Consider the following 18,812-nt stretch of genomic DNA (forward strand, 5'->3'; position numbering starts at 1 on the left):
TTATGTATTTTACACTTATACCCAGTAACGCACGAAAGGGTTTCGCTAGCGTAACTTAGCACAAAGAAAAAGCAAAAAGGTTATGGTGAATACCACAACCTTTACCATCAATGACGTTTCGGATTAATGACGGAAGTGTCTCATTCCTGTGAACACCATCGCAATGCCATGCTCATCGGCGGCTGCGATCACTTCGTCGTCGCGCATAGAGCCCCCAGGTTGGATAACGGCTTTTATACCTGCTTGCGCTGCGGCATCAATGCCATCGCGGAATGGGAAGAAAGCGTCTGAAGCCATTACCGAGCCAGCAACTTCCAAGTTTTCATCAGCAGCTTTGATGCCAGCAATTTTCGCCGAGTAAACGCGGCTCATCTGACCTGCACCCACGCCAATAGTCATGCTGTCTTTTGCGTAGACAATGGCGTTGGATTTCACATACTTCGCTACTTTCCAGCAGAACATCAGGTCACGTAATTGCTCTTCAGTCGGCTGAACCTTAGAAACAACTTGCAAGTCGTCCATATCGACCATGCCGAAATCTCTTTCCTGAATCAGCAAGCCACCGTTTACACGTTTAAAGTCAAACCCTTCTGTTAACTGACCCTGCCAGTCGCCACACGCGAGTAAGCGCACATTTTTCTTCGCCGCAACAACGGCTTTGGCTTCGTCGCTTACGGTAGGCGCAATGATAACTTCCACGAACTGACGGTCAACAATGGCTTGGGCCGTTTGGCTGTCTAACTCGCGGTTAAATGCAATAATGCCACCAAAGGCTGACGTTGGATCAGTTTTAAATGCGCGATCGTAGGCTTCCAGGATGTCTGAGCCCAATGCGACACCACAAGGGTTTGCGTGTTTAACAATGACACATGCAGGAACATCAAACTCTTTTACGCATTCAAGTGCTGCGTCCGTGTCTGCGATATTGTTAAAAGACAACGCCTTGCCCTGCAGTTGCTGTGCGGTGGCTACCGACGCTTCCTGTATATTGTTTTCTACGTAGAATGCGGCAGACTGATGACTGTTTTCACCGTAGCGCAAATCTTGTTTCTTTGTCATTTGTACGTTGAAAGTACGCGGGAATTCACTGCCAGGCTCTTCACAGCAGCCTTCATCACAAGCGACGGTATCTATCATGGTGCCGAAATAGTTGGCAATCATGCCGTCATATTCAGCAGTATGCTCGAATGCCTTAATGGCTAAATCAAAACGAGTCTTGTAAGCCAATGAGCCGCCATTGCCTTCCATTTCTGAAAGAACGCGACTGTAGTCAGATGCGTTTACAACGATAGTGACATCATTGTGATTTTTTGCCGCAGCACGCACCATGGTCGGGCCGCCGATATCAATATTTTCAATGGCGTCTTCCAAAGAGCAGTCGTCGTTCGCTACAGTGGCTGCGAAAGGATAAAGATTAACCACGACCAGGTCGATAGGGGCAATATTATTTTCCGCCATAACGCCTTCGTCCTGGCCGCGACGGCCAAGAATGCCACCGTGTATTTTGGGATGAAGAGTTTTTACACGGCCATCCATGATTTCAGGGTGCCCGGTGTGTTCAGAAACCTCTTTTACCGGCAAGCCAGCTTCCGCCAGTAACTTTGCCGTTCCGCCTGTCGACAGTAGTTCAACGCCCTGGCTATGAAGTGCCTGGGCAAATTCAACGATACCGGTTTTATCGGAAACGCTTAATAATGCGCGTTTAATAGGTTTGGGTGTTTGCATAGTGGTGTTGAGCTCTTTGCGTAAGTTGACGAGTGAAACAAAAAGAGCACCGTTTGGTGCTCTTTAAAGCGGGCTAAGCCCGTAATCTTAGTTCATGCCGTACTGCTTTAGTTTCTTGCGCAGTGTGCCGCGGTTGATGCCCATCATGATGGCCGCGCGGGTTTGATTACCGCGGGTGTAGGTCATTACTTCTTCAAGTAATGGGGCTTCAACTTCAGCCAGAACAAGTTCATACAAGTTATCGATGTTGGCGTTGTCCAGTTGCTTCAGGTACTTGTTAACAGCCTGCTTTACTGAATCACGCAGAGGCTTTTGTGCCTGAGTTTGTGAAGGTGTCGTTACTGTTGTAGTAAAAGGGGAAGTCACATTTTGATCGAACATAATACTGTCTTGCTCTACTAGTTAGTCATCACTATGCTGCCGGAGAAACCTGTCGTGCGTTTCTGTCGTGCAGCGATTGAAAATAATTATCAAGGGCGTCAAGCTGGTCATCGGCCAACTCAAGACCATTAAACGTTCTGCGAAACGTATTTTCCGTATCGTGTTCCGCGAGATACCATCCAACGTGCTTACGTGCGATTCTCACGCCCATAATACCGCCGTAAAAGTTGTGCACATTCACTACGTGTTCGCGCATTACCACATGCTGTTCAGACAACGAGGGCGCGGGCAGGTTCTCACCTGTTTCGAGGAAATGTTGAATCTGTTTGAAGATCCAGGGATTTCCCTGAGCACCGCGACCAATCATTACACCGTCAGCACCAGTATACTCGAGCACATAACGTGCTTTTTCCGGAGAGGTAATATCGCCATTGGCAATTACCGGAATCGACACCGCCTGTTTAATGGCTTTAATCGTGTCGTATTCTGCGTTGCCCCGGTACATACACGCCCGTGTTCTGCCGTGAACTGCTAAAGACTGTATGCCATTTTGTTCCGCAATGCGGGCAATGTCCGTTCCATTGCGATTTTCCGTGTCCCACCCTGTTCTGATTTTCAGGGTGACTGGAACGTCTACTGCGTTTACCACAGCCTGCACAATACTCTCTACAAGCTCCGGATACTGCAACAACGCCGAACCAGCTAACTTCTTATTGACCTTTTTTGCCGGGCAACCCATGTTGATATCGATGATTTGCGCACCATTCTCAACATTAAATTCGGCTGCCTGAGCCATAAGTTCAGGGTCAGCACCAGCAATCTGTACCGAACGAATACCCTTTTCGCCAGAATGATCCATGCGATGCATGGACTTTGCTGTTTTCCAAACTTTCGGATTACTCGACAACATTTCAGAAACCACTAACCCAGCACCCATATCCCGACAAAGTTGTCTGAACGGGCGGTCAGTGACACCAGCCATAGGAGCTAGCATTAAACTGTTCCGAAGTGTGTGTGATCCTATTCGCATGCTTTACCGTCAACAATTGTGCATAAATTATACACCAGGCCAAAACGGGGCGCTAAGTTTACGTGTTTTATTCAGCCTTGAAAAGGCTAAAAATCACACAAAATTTGACTTTGAGGTCTTGACAGATCAGACAAGTTTTGAGCCATTTGTGTATAGAGTGGCCGATATACTGATCAGATCGATGACAATAATTTGACAATTATCTGATGATTTTATGAATATTTTCAGTGTTTTCTGGTACCGCTTACGCGTGCCCAGTCTCCCTCCACAGCACTGGCTTCCATAACGAAGTGACTGTTGTAAGCCTGTTCAATTTTTTCTATCTGTTCTTGCAGAATTCCAGACAAAACCAGTTTCCCTTCTGGTTTACAGAAGGCAGTGATGACATTTTTAAGTTCAATAAGCGGCCCGCTTAAGATATTTGCAACCACGACGTCGGCTTCAAGGCTGGGCTGATCTTCAGGAAGATAAACACTCAATTTCGATTCCACTTCGTTTCGCCGTGCGTTCTCCATGGTGGCTTGTAGCGCTTGAGGATCGATGTCAATGCCAATGACTTCTTTGGCACCTAGTTTTAGTGCAGCAATTGCCAGAATGCCTGAGCCGCAACCAAAATCTACCACTACTTTATTGTGAAGATCTAATGCATCTAGCCAGCGCAGACACAATGCGGTTGTCGGGTGGGTGCCAGTGCCAAAAGCCAGGCCTGGATCAAGCATAACATTAACCGCATCAGAGTCGGGGACATCACGCCAGCTTGGGCAAATCCATAACCGCTTGCCAAACTGCATAGGATGGAAGTTATCCATCCACTCCCGCTCCCAGTCTTTGTCTTCCAACTGATCGAGTTTATGGGTAAAGTTTTTCCCCAGGATCTTTGATTTTTCTAACCGTCCGATCACCGATTTCATGTCGTCTGCGGCATCAAACAGCCCTACCACCTGTGTGTCTGGCCATAGCATAGTCTCTCCGGGCTTCGGCTCGTACATTGGCGTGTCTTTGGCGTCGATAAAAGTAACCGCCTGGGCACCGTTGGCAGACAGCATGTTGCCAATTTGTTCGGCGTTTTCGGGGTCAGAATCAATTTTAAGTTGTATCCAGGGCATGGGAGTACGTCTCGACAGGCTGTAAACCGCATATTTTAGCAGTGTTATTGCCATGACTCTACAACGCAAAAGTTAGTGAATGTTCGTTTAAAAATTAGTCGAATGTCGCGTATCAGAAACCAATAGGAGTTGGTATTGTTTACTTCGTATTACTAACGGAATAACTGCATGCATCGTTTGGGCACTTTTTTCATGTTTCTGGCTTTTATTACCAGCGCGCCGGCAGATACGTTGAACGTAGTTGTGGGTTGGGACAAACCACCTTACATCGTTGCGAAAGGCCACACGGGTTTCGAAATTGAGCTAATCAAAGCGTTCGCAGCACATAGTGGTGAGAAGATAAACATACTTTATGTTCCTATGGGGCGTACAGCAAGGATGATAAAAGGGCGGGAAGCCGATATCGCCCTTTCAATGGGCCGTGGTCACAATGTACCTGGCGCATGGTTAAGTGACGAATATGTTCGCTATTCAAATGTGGTAGCTACATTGAAAGACCGCAATCTTAATATCACCGGTGTGGATGATTTAACTGGGTATACTGTTGTTGGGTTTCAGACGGCATCACAGGTATTGGGAACTGGCTTTTTTAATGCTATGAGTGCAAATTCCGGGTATCTGGAAATTGCGGATCAATCCAGACAAGTAAGCATGCTGATGCTGGGCAGTGTTGATGCAATTGTTCTCGATATAAATATCTTGAACGAGTTTATTTCCCAACTACCAAAAGCTCAGCAAAGAGCTGTGGATATTCACAGGCTCTTTCCGTCGAACCGTTACCACGCTGCCATTCCGGATAAAACACTGCGTGAGCTTTTTAACAAATATCTAAAGGCGCTAAAAGACAACGGTGAATATCAGCGCCTTGCCGACCAATTTAATATAGAGATAGAGGGATAACACCTTATATCTCCTTATGCATTAACTAGGGCGCTTTACCCAACCAGAGCACCAGCCTTTTGCATTAACGAGATGATTGGGGAATAGCATGCAGGGGCGATGTTCATCGCCATCTTTACCCTGAACATACATACAATTTGCACAATTGGCGCCCTCTACCGTAGACGACGGTGTGTACTTTAAGGCCTGTGCTGCCTGAATATCTGTTGTGAGAATTTCCTTCGCCTGAGCTCGAATAGCTACGCTGCCCATGGTGAGGCCTATCAGTGTCGTGCCTGATAGCTTCAAAAAGTCTCTTCTTTTCACACCCTTCATATTTTACTCCTAAGCGTAAACGAGAATGATTCCATTTTACCCGGTCTTAAAACAACAAAACCTGCCTCATCGAGACAGGTTTATACTGGTAATAACTTATACGTCATATCAGTAATTTTGCCAAATTAATCCAACAGATTATTGATACAGGTTAACTTTTCTTAATTCCAACAGGTAAATGTCTGATGGGAACGTCAGGTTTTGCGTAGCTTAGCCTGGCCAATGGGTCAGGGCGATGATAAGTATCCAGACCGCTGATACATGCAATGTCCATCACAGATAAGTCAATGGAGCCATCTTCTAAGATTGCTCCCGCATCCACATGCACTTCATCAACCTTACCTACGACAAGTTGAGTGTCGTTGCACTTGATTGGCACAATTTCTTCAACCTGCAAGCCAATTTTTAACTTACTTTCACTCACGTAAGGTGCAATCAGACCTTGGGAATACCAGGGCGTTAATGCTACTGCGTCAAACTCGCTGATATCTCTTATGTAACGAGCGGCGGTTTGGTGGGCTTTCTCATACCATGATGCATCCACGGCGTTAATAGTGAATTGCCCGGTTTGCTTGATATTCTCCAGAGTATGTCGCGGCACAGTATGCGGGCGTAACACCATTCCGAGATAGGGAGGGTTGGCACCAATGTGTACTACAGAACTTATCACAGCAAGATTCTCTATGCTGCCGTCAGTGGTACCCACGACATTTGCGCTTTTGTAACCTGACAGGCAATTGATGAAGTTAGTGCGCTGTCGTTTCTCCATTTTCAGCAGGTCATCGTGAGTGAAAAAAGCAAATCCATCACTGTGATCAGTCATTCTCACGCTCCACTTGCGCCGTCAGGGAATCTCCTTCTCTATACACAGTCATTTCAATGGGTTGACAGCAAATTTGGCAGTCTAGCACCTGCATTACATCCACGTCGTTTATTTCATCGACGCCAACTTCATTTGGTTCCATGCAGTAGGGGCAGTGAAAAATCAATGGTGTTGTTAAACTCATGAAAGCTCCTTTTGAGAAGAGAGTAAGTGATTACGTGATTTCAGTACGCGCGGATTGATAATTGAAATATCAAAAAGACATTAAATATTGAAGCTACACGTTATCCCCTCTTGATTACGCAATGTGTATAAATATACACTGTTGTTGTGTACAGTGTGTCGGCCATATTCATGAGAAAAGTGCTCCCAGAAAAATACTACCTTGATCACTTTCGCGAGTTTCTCGCGTTTTTTCGTGGAGTAAACAGCTGTTTGCTTGATAATGAGAGCCGAACGTTTATTGCTGACTTCTACCAATTACCGGAACCGCAGCAATGTATCATCGCCAGAGCCGCATCGAGGAAGTACGGCTTGATAAACCGTACACAGTTTAATTACGGGGAAATTGCTCACCCTCAGCAACAAATAGACACACTCATTGAGCATGGCTGGTTTGGTGATATTACCGAAGCAGCCCGATGGGATTTGGCGGGCATGTTAACCAAAGCCGATATTATTCATTGTTTGAATATATGTGGCTGTACCGGGTTTACAAGCAGTCTGAAAAAAGCTGAGCTGGTGAAAGTATTGCTTCGTCATGTAGCTATGTGTGGTTGGCCCGGTGAACTGCATATTGAGGAATACCTTTTCTGTCGTTTCGATGCTGTTATCCGTTATTTACTCTTTCTGTATTTTGGTAATACGAAGGGACGGCTCAATCAGTTTTCGATGCGTGATTTAGGTATTATGCGAACCCGTGGTAACGCCAGCGATGATGAAACCAGATTCGAGAGTGCAGACGATGCCAAGGCTGCTTTTTTCTATGCATCAGGAGAAGCATCCCTCGCCTATATGGATGATAACGAAATTATCTCTCAGGCAACTGAAACGTTACCGGAAACTGAATCTGTGCTTAGCCAGCACTACGCGCAAAAATACTGTTTAAAAGTGGGGGCAGTACTACTAAAAGAACAGCGCGAGCTAGGGTTGCAGTTTCTGCAGCGCGCTCCCGGAGATTTATGCAAAGAAAAATGGCTGCGTGAAGCTTATAAAGACGGGCATAAGGAAGAAGTTAAGGAAGAACTGGAAACCATTATTTCCTCACCACCTTCTGATGGGCTGCTGGCATTTGCCGAAGATTTTTATCAGCGAAAATTTAACAAAAAGCGAACTAGCGTTGTTACAGATATGCTGCGTAATGCTGCGCGTTCATTGCATTTAGATGAGAGCCATAACCAATCTGTAGAGCAAGGTGTTATGGGCTGGTACAAAAGAAAGGGAATACCCTCATGGCGAACGGAAAACCGATTGTGGCGTAGCTTGTTTGCGCTTACCTTTTGGACGCCATTATTTGAAAAAGATACGCCGCTTACTGAATTTGACCGACGCCCCAAAACACTTAAAACCAACACCTTTTACGCTGTGTTTGAAGATGATATAGAGCAAATTTTAACTGCGTGCGACACCAATGATAAATTGATGAAACACATCGCTTCAATGGCCGCCGCTCATTATGGGGAAGCAAACAGTTTGTTTTTGTGGGGGTCAAAGTTACTCGACCCGATAAAAGCACTACTGGCGAATGCAGATTACACGTGTGTTGTGGCATTATTGCGAGTGATGGCTCAGGATTTTGCTCATTGCCGAGACGGGTTTCCGGACATCATGGTATGTGAAAAGGGCAAGTTGCGATTCGAAGAAATCAAAGCGCCAGGGGATCAGCTGCGAAGAAATCAACTGGTTACCATTCAAAAGATGCAGCAATGTGGTTTTGATGTACAAATAACACAAGTGGCCTGGTATCGCGACCCAGAGCAACCTTATGTGGTGGTGGATATTGAAACCACAGGGGGCAATAGTCAGTTTCACCGGATAACGGAAGTGGGAATGGTCAGGGTAGTAAAAGGTGAGGTCATTGATGAGTGGCAATCCCTTGTTAACCCTGGCCGACACATACCGTCAGCCATTACGCGCTTAACCGGGATCACCAATGAAATGGTTGCCAGCGCGCCCAGTTTTGCTGATTTGGCTGAGGAAATTGACGGCTTTACTGAGGGCGCTATTTTCGTTGCACACAATGTTAACTTTGACTATGGCTTTATAAAGCAGGAGTTCGCCAGGCTTGAACAACCTTTTAGGCGACCTAAATTATGTACTGTTCGGGAATCAAGAAAAGCGCACCCGGGCTTACCCTCATACTCGTTAGCAGCGCTAACTGAGCATTTCAATATCGAAATAGAGCAACATCACAGAGCCTTGTCAGATGCGAAAGCGGCTGCACAGCTATTGTTGTTGGCTCAGCAGAGCGTGTAACAATAGGTTAGGGCTCGGGTTTAAGTGCAGTAAAAGACAATAATACTGATAGTAAGGCTCTACGCCATTCTGAATTGCTTTTTTCCCGGTTTTTTTCATCGGAGCAAACGTGTTGCAGTATATCTGCGTGACGTTGATAGGCGATACTTCCTGAGCGCACTTGCTGAACGCTTACCAGAAGTTGCTCTATCATCATGTCCTCAAGCTCACTGTTTTTTTGCACATACATAGCTAAGGATTCGTAAACAAAGGCAACCCAGCTGGCTTTGATATGGGAAAGAAATTGTTCAGGGTTTCGGGCGAGTACAGAGATATCTTGTTTAAAGGCGACGTCGTTTGCTCCGCCTGAGAACAGAATTCGAAGGGCTAAAAGTACATCAAAATTTAATCGCGAAAGCTGAGCCAGTTGCTGGCTTTTTATTTGCTTAGGCATAACAGATTAGTTCTACCTCGTTTGTCCAAATGAGCAACACAGAATTGGTGCCCTACAAAAATCCCTTTCAAATAGAAACGGCACATATAAATATTATCAACGAATAAAATGAATACCAATAGCCTGATAGTATTGAATGACGCTTTAAACCACTAATTAGCACAGCATCTGGCAATGGCACCCTATAAATTACAAACTCTTAATAAATCACTGTGAACAGTAACATAACTAAGAGCGTAAAAATTATGCACTGTTAAAGTGTGTACGCGTTCTTGCTGTTTGACCCGCTTTTTTGGCGGGTCTTTTTTTAAAGCGCATATTTTACACCCGCAAGTAATCTGCTCACACTGTCTACGACGTCAACGCGCACAAACCACTCAGTACTTTCGCTTATAGGAAGCCCACGGCTAACTTCAACTGAAATTCCGTGTCCGTAACCTAAAAAATCTTCTGTAAGCTCTGCCCGGGGCCCTAGTTGTTCATCCACATGGGAGTAGTAGGCGTGATAAGACACCTCTTGCCCTCGCATATCTGAAGCGCCGCTCATTCCAAGCACCATTTTATTTCTGGATTCATCTAGTCTTTGGATCCACTCAATGAAGACATTGTGACCAGGCGCCCAGGCGTAGCGATATTCACTGCGGATAAAATTTCCACCGGTCATACGTTCTACACTGATTTCATAGCTAGAACGGCTACTTATGATGGCAGAATACTCTAACTCAATGTAATCGACACTGTCAGCCAATTGCAGTGCGCTACCGGGGTTTTGATTATCGAGTTGGCCTACTACCAGCTCGAAAGCATGGTTGGGGTTAACACTAACAACCTGACGTAAACCCTCTATCCAGCCATCTTTGGAAAGACCAGTAGAAGAGACTCTACCCTTATATGTTGGAATTATGCCGATTTCAGTTTTTCCCCAGTCGGATGTGTGTCGCACGAACAGCCTGCGTGGATAAAGATATTGGTTTTGGCCGTCGCCCATCGTGTTGTGGCTTGAACTAAAATCATCACCGGTTACCACAAAACTATGCAAACTCCAGGTGTCATCCAGTGCGAGTTGTGGGTAGTAGCGAAGACGATACTGAGTACGATGTTCTCTGTCGGAACGTGCATCATAACGTGTTTGAATATCCAGCTTTTGGCTAAAGCGCCACTGTGAAGCCAGAACACTTGGAGCAAATAAAAGAATGCAGGCAACAATAAAAACGCGCTGTAATAGTGTCATTAGCAAACATCGAAGGCTTAATAATACCAATATACGTGAAATGCGATGTAATTGAGCAATTTTAGAAAAAAAAGCCAGCGCAAGGCTGGCAAAGGAACGTAATGGAGGAGGACTCCATGAAGGAAACACAAGCTGCAGGGAAAACAGCTTTGAGGATTCAATCGCATCGGGAGAGACGCGACCACCAAAGGTGGTTTCTTGAAACTGAAACAATTATAGATTTCGCCAGCTAATGAAAAAAGCAGTTAAAAGTGATTGTTCAAATCGGTTTTTTAGAACAATAAGGGCGAGACATTAGTCAGCGTACCCGGCACCGATAGCATTGAATGGCATTTCCAGCGCTAATTCAGGAACTTGCAATCCTACCCAGGCTGGAAAGGTATTACTGTTAGGGCCGGGAAATAACGTGTATTCGTCTGCCCAAGGATATGCCGAAATAGCTTTTTGCACCTTTGGAATGAGTAATTTCGCTTTTTCTCCCGAAATAGAGAGCACTTTTTCTGGCTTTGACCCATACCAGAATCTGTCTGGAGTCGCGGTGGTATAAGATTTTAACGCGGGTAAACCCCGCTTAACCCGCCAACCGACTACTTCGTAAACTGTGTAGGTGTTTGCATCCTGTTCTTTCAGTGCTATCCAGGTATGAACGGCAAACCAACCGCGCCAACTAAATGCATCAGCGGCATACACTTCAATAACAGGGTCTGAATACTCGGAAGGATCAAAAGCGATCCCCGCGGGTTCCCTGGAGGCCGTTCGCCAATCCTGACTAGAACAAGCTGAGAGTAAAGTTATGTAAGCAGTGATGAGTAGTAGTCTAAGCATGATTAATATATACAATTGACGTTTCTATTCTATATATCGAAGATACACTATGAATGTTCAGTGAATAGCGACCACTGACCATTTAACAAGATAAAAACGATGGGAAATAAAACGGATAAAAAAACACCTGCAAATGCAGGTGTTTTTAAAAGTATCAATGCTAGGCCATACCGAGTTTCTTTTCCAGGTAGTGGATGTTTGTTCCACCTGCAAAGAAGTTCTCGTCTGCCATAATACGACGCTGAAGGGGGATATTCGTTTTAATTCCCTCAACCACGATTTCTTCCAATGCATGACGCATACGGGCAATGGCTTCATCACGGCTTTCACCATAGGTGATAAGCTTACCAATCATGGAATCATAATACGGCGGTACTGTGTAACCGGCGTAAATATGAGATTCCCAACGGACTCCCAAACCACCCGGCGAGTGGAACATATTGATAAGTCCAGGGCTTGGAATAAAGGTCTCAGGGTCTTCGGCGTTAATGCGACACTCAATAGCGTGGCCGCGGATCTGAACCTGGGATTGATCAACTGACAATGGCTGACCGCCGGCAATGCGCAATTGTTCTTTAATGAGATCCACGCCAGTAATCATTTCTGACACGGGGTGTTCTACCTGAATACGGGTATTCATTTCAATGAAATAGAATTCTCCGTTTTCATAAAGAAATTCAAATGTGCCTGCTCCGCGATAACCAATTTCAACGCAGGCTCTGCAGCAACGATCGCCAATTTTACTCCGCATTTGCTCTGAGATACCAGGCGCGGGCGCTTCTTCCACCACTTTTTGGTGACGGCGCTGCATAGAACAATCCCGCTCACCTAAATGAATAGCGTTACCCTGACCATCTGATAACACCTGAATTTCCACATGACGGGGATTTTCCAGGAATTTTTCCATGTAAACAACCGGGTTACCAAAAGCGGCACCCGCTTCAGCCTGGGTGGTTGCGATGGAGTTAATCAGCTCTTTTTCACTGCGTACAACACGCATACCACGACCACCGCCACCACCGGCAGCTTTCACGATGATCGGGTAGCCGATGCGCTTAGCAATGGCTTTATTGCGCTCTTCATCATCAGTCAGTGGGCCGTCAGAACCTGGTACGCAAGGTACGCCTGCTTTTTTCATCGCATTGATAGCGGATACTTTGTCGCCCATCAAATTAATGGTTTCTGCCCGTGGGCCAACAAAAACGAAGCCGCTCTTTTCTACTGCTTCAGCAAAATCGGCATTTTCAGCAAGAAAACCGTAGCCCGGATGAATGGCGATAGAGTTAGTCACTTCCGCAGCTGCAATAATGCGCGGAATGTTAAGGTAACTCTCAGTTGCAGAAGCACCGCCAATACAGATGGATTCATCTGCAAGCAATACGTGCTTTAAATTTCTGTCCGCAGTGGAATGCACGGCTACGGTTTTGATGCCAAGTTCTTTACAGGCACGCAAAATACGCAGCGCGATTTCACCACGGTTAGCAATAAGTACTTTATCTAACATAGCTACCGCCCAATTATTCGATGATGAACAGTGGCTGGTCGAATTCTACCGGCTCCTGATTCTCAACCAGAATGGCTTTAACCACACCGGCTTTATCCGCTTCAATTTGGTTCATCATTTTCATGGCTTCAATGATACACAGAGTATCGCCAACGTTAACTGACTGACCGACTTCAACAAAAGATTTGGCCGTTGGCGAAGATGCGCGGTAGAACGTACCAACCATAGGCGATTTCACCTGGTGTCCTGATGGCGTATCGTCGGCTTGAGCTTCAGCCACAGGAGCTGGTGCTGCAACTGGTGCAGCAGCCGGAGCAGGCGCTGGTGCGGCAAGGTTATAGTGCATTGGTGCGGCAGCGGCACCAGATGGACCACGGTGAATACGTACAGATTCCTCACCTTCAGTGATTTCCAGCTCGGCAATGCCAGATTCTTCCACTAATTCGATGAGTTTTTTAATTTTTCTAATATCCATTGTCGTTTCTCGTTTTAATTCAACTTTTTAAATTAAGTGCTGCTGTAAGGGCCAGCTCGTATCCAATGGCACCAAAGCCAAGGATGACACCTGCAGCAACGTCAGAAAGGTAAGAGTGATGGCGAAATGGTTCTCGCGCATGTACATTGGACAAATGTACTTCAATAAAAGGAATGCTCACGCTAAGCAGCGCATCGCGCAATGCAACACTGGTATGTGTAAACGCACCAGGGTTGATAATAATGGCATCAATGGAGCCCATTGCATCATGAATACGGTTGATAAGTTCGTGTTCAGCATTAGATTGGAAATGGCTTAGCGTCGCGCCCGCCGTTCCGGCTTTTATAGCCAGATTATCGACGATGTCCTGTAGCGTCTGGTAACCATAGGTATCTGGTTCACGCTTGCCTAACATATTAAGGTTAGGGCCATTCAATAATAAAATTTCCATAAACTTGCTGCTATCTTTCTTTAAATGAATGCTTATTTGGCATTTCAACAAAAAATACGTCTGGTTGCACGAAAATTCAACGGTAAATTGCGCTGCTTAACCATTTTAAGAAAGGATTATAGAGAATTGTGGAGTTTTCGCAGCAAAATACTGGTCTAATCAGGGGAAATGTCAGCATGTTTTGTTGCCTGAACTCCCTTCTCATGAACAAGAAGCGTAACCTAAAGGTCAGCACGCACTAATTATTCAATGCTTCATTCACGTGGTTGGCGAAAGGTTCTGCTTTCATAAACCCAGTCACCCTTGCCGAACTTATTTCATCACCAGAGGTGTTGAAAAATAGAATGGTTGGTAGCCCGAGTACGTCAAACTCTTCCTGAAATACTATATTTGTTGGTGTGTTGTCGGTTAGATCTATTTGCATCCAAACTGTGTCAGATAGCGCCTCAATCACTTTCGGATCGGGGAATGTGTATTTCTCAAACTCCTTACACGCTACACACCAATCGGCGTAGAGATCAACCATCACGGTCTTTCCTTCAGCGTTAGCGGCAGCCAGTTTAACGTTAAAATCTTCCAGATCTTTCACCACGATAAAGTCGGGATGAACACTTGCTGATGTTGAAGCGCCGTGTTGAGAATTGTTTGCCGGAGCGCCAAACAGTGTTACGTAGCCAACCATTGCACTGGCGAAAAGCCCAAGTGTGATAAGTAAAGTTCGCACCCCTTTGAAAAAGCTGGCAGGGGTAGATTGGTTCATCACGCTGTAGTAAGAGAAGGTAGCGAGCCCCAGTGCAGCCCACATCAGGTCAGTGTAGTCGGCACGCCACATTCGCTCGACAAAAATAATGGCCACAGCCAGCATCATAAAACCGAAACTGACCTTCACAACATTCATCCAGTTCCCCGCTTTGGGCAGTAATTTACCGCCTGTCATACCAAAGAGAATAAGTGGAATGCCCATGCCTATACTTAGCACGTACAGGGAAACAAAGCCGAGTGTCATGTCACCGGTTTGGGCAATAAACAATAAAATACCAGTTAGCGGCGCGGTGGTGCATGGCGAGGCTACCAGGCCCGACAAAACCCCCATAACAAATACGCCAATCATGTTGCCCCGTTTTTGCGTATTACTTACGTCGTTAAGTTTGCTTTGCCATGAGGAAGGCAACTGAATTTCATAGACGCCAAACATGGCAAGGGCCAGGGCAACAAATAAAACGGTGAAAATAATCAGAATTACCGGGTGCTGAAGCGCCGCCTGAAACTGCACGCCCGCTGACGCTACTACCAGCCCGAGCAACGAATAGGTAATGGCCATGCCCTGCACGTAAACAAAGCTCAGTGAGAAAGCCCGTGATAAGCTTACGCCTTTCCCTTGACCAAGCACGATGCCAGATAAAATAGGGTACATGGGAAAAACACAAGGCGTAAACGCCAGACCAATTCCCAGTGCGAGAAAGAGCAGTAGTGTTATGTGTAGGTTGTCCTTGTCGGCTAATCTCGCAGCCAAATTGAATTGCTCAGACTGAACAGTTTTGGCCGTAGCATCGGGAATGCTTGGGGTTGCATTATCATTCACTGTATCTACTTCACCCACCGCAGAAAGGTAAATCACTTTTACTGTGGGTGGGTAACACAAGCCTGCATCAGCACACCCCTGAAAGCGCACTTTCACCGCCCCGTCCTCTTTGGCATCCATCACCGGTACAGTAAAAGATACCTGATTGTAATAGACGTCGGTTAACCCAAAAAACTCATCTTCTTTTTCTATTGCTGGCGGGAAAGTCGGTTCACCCAAGGTGACACCTTTGCCCACCAATTTGAATTGGTGTTTATATAAATAGTATGCGTCAGCAATATCGAAGCTAATAAGGAGTTCATCATCGTTTTGCTGAAAATCGAATGCGAATGCGTCGTCAACCGGCAGAAATTCGGGCTCCTCCTGCTCAAATACCGGTGCAGTATTAAGCTCAGGTATTTGCGCCACTGATGACACAGAAAACAACAAGATTAAAAATGTGGCCACCAGTGTGGAGAAGTTCGTCATGTAATTATTGCCTCGAAAATAGCCTGTATGCTTACGGTTTTGCCATGTGAATAATAGCAAGTTAATCGTAACGTGGTGACCCAGTAAAGGTGTCATATACGTTACCGATAAAACAGACCGCGTACTTATGCCTATTCTTTCAGATTTCGTCGCTTTTCACGAACGCTCCATCGTGAAAAGCGCGTGCCTTGCCCCGTGTGCAACAGGTTGTTTCTTGTAAACATCGCAAGTTACCCCATTAATGAATTAAGTATTAACGACATGGTCGAATACCCTGATAGCTGCGTAGCTATCATAAACAATCAGACAGACGAGGTTTGTTTTGCGAATATTATTTTTACTGTTCGCCATTACGCCCATTATTGAAATAGCTTTATTAGTTAAAGTGGGCGGTATTATTGGCGGATGGAATACCATAGGCATTGTATTACTCACGGCTTTTATTGGCGCTTACTTTGTGCGCCGGGAAGGTGTGAGTACACTGCAGACAGCTCAATTGAAAATGCAACGGGGAGAAATGCCCGGAAAAGAACTCGTTGATGGGTTGATGCTTGCTGTTGCTGGCGTGTTGATGGTTACACCAGGTTTTATTACCGATATCTTTGGAATATTGCTGGTGGTGCCTGGTACACGACACATCATTGCTGCATTTGTTACGAAGCATATGAAAATGCGGGCAGTCACGACGACATCGTTTCATCAGCAAGGCTTTGGTCAACATAATCCCTTTGAAGGCGGGCAGGGATCTCAGGGTTCCCACGGAGATGTATTTGAGGGCCAGTACACTGACAAATCTTCAAATAGTGAAGCGCCTCGTCTGAACGAACGGGATTGAGGTCTGCTTACAACTGAAAAAATTTTTTCGCCATCAGGAATTTATAACACCACAGTGGTAAAAGAAAAAAATTTGCATTTTTTTCACTAAATCCCCTTGAAGTTGTGTGGGGACTCCCCCATTTATCCTCGCAGAACACGATTTGAAGCCGCTAACCCGGCTTCTGTTTACAGTAAAAGGCGTACATAAGACCGTGCGTCCTATATAAACTAACACTTAGATAGTTGGATTTTCAGGAGACTTGAAAATGGCAATTCGTCCTTTACACGACCGCGTAATCCTTAAGCGCGCTGAACAAGAAACCAAATCAGCGGGCGGTATCGTGCTTACCGGTTCTGCAGCAGAAAAATCTACCCGCGGCGAAGTTATCGCTGTTGGTAATGGCCGTATTCTAGAAAACGGCGACGTTAAAGCTCTGGACGTTAAAGTAGGCGACACCGTTATCTTTAATGACGGCTACGGCGTAAAAACCGAAAAAATGGATGGTGAAGAAGTGCTTATCCTGAGTGAGAGCGACATCCTGGCAATCGTTGAGTAATCGATCGTTTAACAGAATTTAGAGGAATTAACATTATGGCAGCTAAAGAAGTACGTTTTGGTGATGACGCCCGCACAAAAATGCTTAAAGGCGTTAACGTTCTTGCGAACGCAGTAAAAGTAACCTTGGGTCCTAAAGGCCGTAACGTTGTACTGGATAAATCATTCGGTGCACCTACCATCACTAAAGATGGTGTATCTGTAGCCAAAGAAATCGAGCTGGAAGACAAGTTCGAAAACATGGGCGCGCAGATGGTTAAAGAAGTAGCGTCTAAAGCAAACGACGAAGCTGGTGACGGTACTACTACTGCAACAGTTCTGGCGCAGGCTATCGTAACAGAAGGTTTGAAGTCTGTTGCTGCTGGCATGAACCCTATGGATCTTAAGCGCGGTATCGACAAAGCTGTTATCTCAGCGGTTGAAGAATTAAAAGCCCTTTCTACAGACTGTGCCGATAGCAAATCTATCGCTCAGGTAGGTACTATTTCTGCAAACTCTGACGCTGAAGTGGGTGACATCATTGCCCAAGCGATGGAAAAAGTAGGTAAAGAAGGCGTTATCACTGTAGAAGAAGGTCAGGCGCTGCAAAACGAGCTGGACGTAGTTGAAGGTATGCAGTTCGACCGTGGTTACCTGTCTCCTTACTTCATCAACAACCAGGAAAATGGCACTGTTGAGCTGGACAGCCCGTTCATCCTGTTAGTAGATAAGAAAATCTCTAACATCCGTGAATTGCTGCCTACTTTGGAAGGCGTAGCAAAAGCGGGTAAGCCTCTGATGATCATCGCTGAAGATGTTGAAGGCGAAGCGCTGGCAACATTGGTTGTGAACAACATGCGCGGTATCGTGAAAGTGGCTGCAGTTAAAGCACCTGGTTTCGGTGACCGTCGCAAAGCTATGTTACAAGACATCGCTGTTCTGACCGGTGGTACAGTTATCTCTGAAGAGATTGGTCTGGACCTGGAAAAAGTTCAACTGGAAGACTTAGGTACTGCTAAGCGCGTTGTTATCAACAAAGACAACACGACTGTTGTTGACGGTAACGGCGACGAAGCTGCTATCGAAGGCCGCTGTGCACAAATCAAAGGTCAAATCGAAGAATCTACTTCAGATTATGACAAAGAGAAGCTTCAGGAACGTCTGGCCAAGCTGTCTGGCGGTGTTGCAGTAATCAAAGTAGGTGCTGCTACCGAAGTTGAAATGAAAGAGAAGAAAGACCGCGTAGAAGACGCCCTTCACGCTACCCGCGCTGCGGTAGAAGAAGGTGTGGTACCTGGTGGTGGTGTTGCTCTGGTTCGCGCAGCTGCGAAATTGGCTGAACTGACTGGCGACAACGAAGACCAGACTCACGGTATCAAGCTTGCTCTGCGTGCAATGGAAGCACCTCTACGTCAAATTTCTATCAACTCTGGTGCAGAAGCATCTGTTGTTGTTAACGAAATCAAGAACGGTTCTGGCAACTACGGTTACAACGCTGGCAACGACACCTACGGTGACATGCTGGAAATGGGTATCCTTGACCCAACTAAAGTAACCCGTTCTGCACTGCAATTCGCAGCGTCTATCGCATCACTGATGATCACCACTGAAGCGATGGTAGCTGAACTGCCAAAGGAAGACGCACCAGCCGCACCTGATATGGGTGGCATGGGCGGAATGGGCGGCATGGGCGGCATGATGTAAGCCACTCATAAGCTTATCGCTATAAAGAAAGGC

19 protein-coding genes are annotated in these 18,812 nt (G+C 45.9%); 5 read left to right on the forward strand and 14 right to left on the reverse strand.

What is annotated here, in order from left to right; all coding sequences use genetic code 11:
- Window positions 1–123 precede the first annotated feature (123 nt).
- The 4 genes from purH to prmA all read right to left on the reverse strand — a co-directional run bounded on the left by purH (window position 124) and on the right by prmA (window position 4,242).
- On the reverse strand, window positions 124–1,725 hold the full coding sequence (gene purH / locus ACXACM_RS03860) for a bifunctional phosphoribosylaminoimidazolecarboxamide formyltransferase/IMP cyclohydrolase (RefSeq protein WP_474819913.1): 1,602 nt from the start codon (window positions 1,723–1,725) through the stop codon (window positions 124–126).
- Window positions 1,726–1,812: 87 nt separating this feature from the next.
- Window positions 1,813–2,106: a DNA-binding transcriptional regulator Fis gene (gene fis, locus ACXACM_RS03865; RefSeq protein WP_018982332.1), complete on the reverse strand. Its 294-nt coding sequence runs from the start codon at window positions 2,104–2,106 to the stop codon at window positions 1,813–1,815.
- A gap of 31 nt (window positions 2,107–2,137) precedes the next feature.
- Window positions 2,138–3,136 carry a tRNA dihydrouridine synthase DusB gene (dusB, locus tag ACXACM_RS03870; protein ID WP_474819915.1) on the reverse strand — a complete coding sequence of 333 codons (999 nt, stop codon included), beginning with the start codon at window positions 3,134–3,136 and terminating at the stop codon, window positions 2,138–2,140.
- Window positions 3,137–3,360: 224 nt separating this feature from the next.
- Window positions 3,361–4,242: a 50S ribosomal protein L11 methyltransferase gene (gene prmA / locus ACXACM_RS03875; protein WP_474824215.1), complete on the reverse strand. Its 882-nt coding sequence runs from the start codon at window positions 4,240–4,242 to the stop codon at window positions 3,361–3,363.
- A 168-nt stretch (window positions 4,243–4,410) separates the two neighbouring features.
- On the opposite strand from prmA, the gene ACXACM_RS03880 reads away from it, so the two are divergent.
- A complete protein-coding gene (locus tag ACXACM_RS03880; protein ID WP_474819917.1) occupies window positions 4,411–5,142 on the forward strand; it encodes a substrate-binding periplasmic protein in 732 nt (243 codons plus the stop codon).
- A 21-nt stretch (window positions 5,143–5,163) separates the two neighbouring features.
- Here ACXACM_RS03880 and ACXACM_RS03885 read toward each other — a convergent pair whose 3' ends face one another.
- From ACXACM_RS03885 to ACXACM_RS03895, 3 genes are all read right to left on the reverse strand, one after another.
- Window positions 5,164–5,457, reverse strand: a complete 294-nt coding sequence (locus ACXACM_RS03885) for a high-potential iron-sulfur protein (protein ID WP_474819919.1) — start codon at window positions 5,455–5,457, stop codon at window positions 5,164–5,166.
- Between the two features lie 151 nt (window positions 5,458–5,608).
- Window positions 5,609–6,280, reverse strand: a complete 672-nt coding sequence (locus tag ACXACM_RS03890) for a flavin reductase family protein (RefSeq protein WP_474819920.1) — start codon at window positions 6,278–6,280, stop codon at window positions 5,609–5,611.
- Window positions 6,273–6,464, reverse strand: a complete 192-nt coding sequence (locus tag ACXACM_RS03895) for a zinc ribbon domain-containing protein (protein ID WP_474819922.1) — start codon at window positions 6,462–6,464, stop codon at window positions 6,273–6,275. Before ACXACM_RS03895 ends, ACXACM_RS03890 begins: the two co-directional genes overlap by 8 nt.
- Before the next feature lie 170 nt (window positions 6,465–6,634).
- Between ACXACM_RS03895 and ACXACM_RS03900 the strand changes: the two genes are divergently transcribed.
- Window positions 6,635–8,755 carry an exonuclease domain-containing protein gene (locus ACXACM_RS03900; protein WP_474819923.1) on the forward strand — a complete coding sequence of 707 codons (2,121 nt, stop codon included), beginning with the start codon at window positions 6,635–6,637 and terminating at the stop codon, window positions 8,753–8,755.
- Window positions 8,756–8,762: 7 nt separating this feature from the next.
- Here ACXACM_RS03900 and ACXACM_RS03905 read toward each other — a convergent pair whose 3' ends face one another.
- The 7 genes from ACXACM_RS03905 to ACXACM_RS03935 all read right to left on the reverse strand — a co-directional run bounded on the left by ACXACM_RS03905 (window position 8,763) and on the right by ACXACM_RS03935 (window position 15,724).
- Complete coding sequence (locus tag ACXACM_RS03905; protein WP_474819924.1) at window positions 8,763–9,188, reverse strand: hypothetical protein; 426 nt, start codon at window positions 9,186–9,188, stop codon at window positions 8,763–8,765.
- Window positions 9,189–9,495: 307 nt separating this feature from the next.
- A complete protein-coding gene (locus ACXACM_RS03910; RefSeq protein WP_474819926.1) occupies window positions 9,496–10,419 on the reverse strand; it encodes a hypothetical protein in 924 nt (307 codons plus the stop codon).
- A gap of 294 nt (window positions 10,420–10,713) precedes the next feature.
- Window positions 10,714–11,244, reverse strand: coding sequence for a DUF3750 domain-containing protein (locus ACXACM_RS03915; RefSeq protein WP_474819927.1), 531 nt, complete (start codon window positions 11,242–11,244; stop codon window positions 10,714–10,716).
- A gap of 160 nt (window positions 11,245–11,404) precedes the next feature.
- The gene (gene accC / locus ACXACM_RS03920) at window positions 11,405–12,748 is read right to left on the reverse strand and encodes an acetyl-CoA carboxylase biotin carboxylase subunit (protein ID WP_474819928.1); all 1,344 of its coding nucleotides are present in this window, start codon (window positions 12,746–12,748) and stop codon (window positions 11,405–11,407) included.
- Window positions 12,749–12,761: 13 nt separating this feature from the next.
- Window positions 12,762–13,223, reverse strand: coding sequence for an acetyl-CoA carboxylase biotin carboxyl carrier protein (gene accB / locus ACXACM_RS03925; protein ID WP_474819929.1), 462 nt, complete (start codon window positions 13,221–13,223; stop codon window positions 12,762–12,764).
- A 19-nt stretch (window positions 13,224–13,242) separates the two neighbouring features.
- Window positions 13,243–13,674, reverse strand: a complete 432-nt coding sequence (aroQ, locus tag ACXACM_RS03930) for a type II 3-dehydroquinate dehydratase (protein ID WP_474819931.1) — start codon at window positions 13,672–13,674, stop codon at window positions 13,243–13,245.
- Between the two features lie 238 nt (window positions 13,675–13,912).
- Window positions 13,913–15,724, reverse strand: a complete 1,812-nt coding sequence (locus ACXACM_RS03935) for a protein-disulfide reductase DsbD (protein ID WP_474824217.1) — start codon at window positions 15,722–15,724, stop codon at window positions 13,913–13,915.
- Window positions 15,725–16,046: 322 nt separating this feature from the next.
- Here ACXACM_RS03935 and ACXACM_RS03940 point away from each other — a divergent pair, with 322 nt between their 5' ends.
- From ACXACM_RS03940 to groL, 3 genes are all read left to right on the forward strand, one after another.
- On the forward strand, window positions 16,047–16,559 hold the full coding sequence (locus ACXACM_RS03940) for an FxsA family protein (RefSeq protein WP_474819932.1): 513 nt from the start codon (window positions 16,047–16,049) through the stop codon (window positions 16,557–16,559).
- A gap of 247 nt (window positions 16,560–16,806) precedes the next feature.
- Complete coding sequence (locus ACXACM_RS03945) at window positions 16,807–17,097, forward strand: co-chaperone GroES (protein ID WP_474819933.1); 291 nt, start codon at window positions 16,807–16,809, stop codon at window positions 17,095–17,097.
- Window positions 17,098–17,132: 35 nt separating this feature from the next.
- Window positions 17,133–18,779 (forward strand): chaperonin GroEL, encoded by a 1,647-nt coding sequence (gene groL, locus ACXACM_RS03950; RefSeq protein ID WP_474819935.1) that lies wholly within the window; start codon window positions 17,133–17,135, stop codon window positions 18,777–18,779.
- The last annotated feature ends 33 nt before the right edge of the window (window positions 18,780–18,812 follow it).

The sequence above is a fragment of the Alteromonas sp. AWQ4_252 genome (assembly GCF_056158205.1).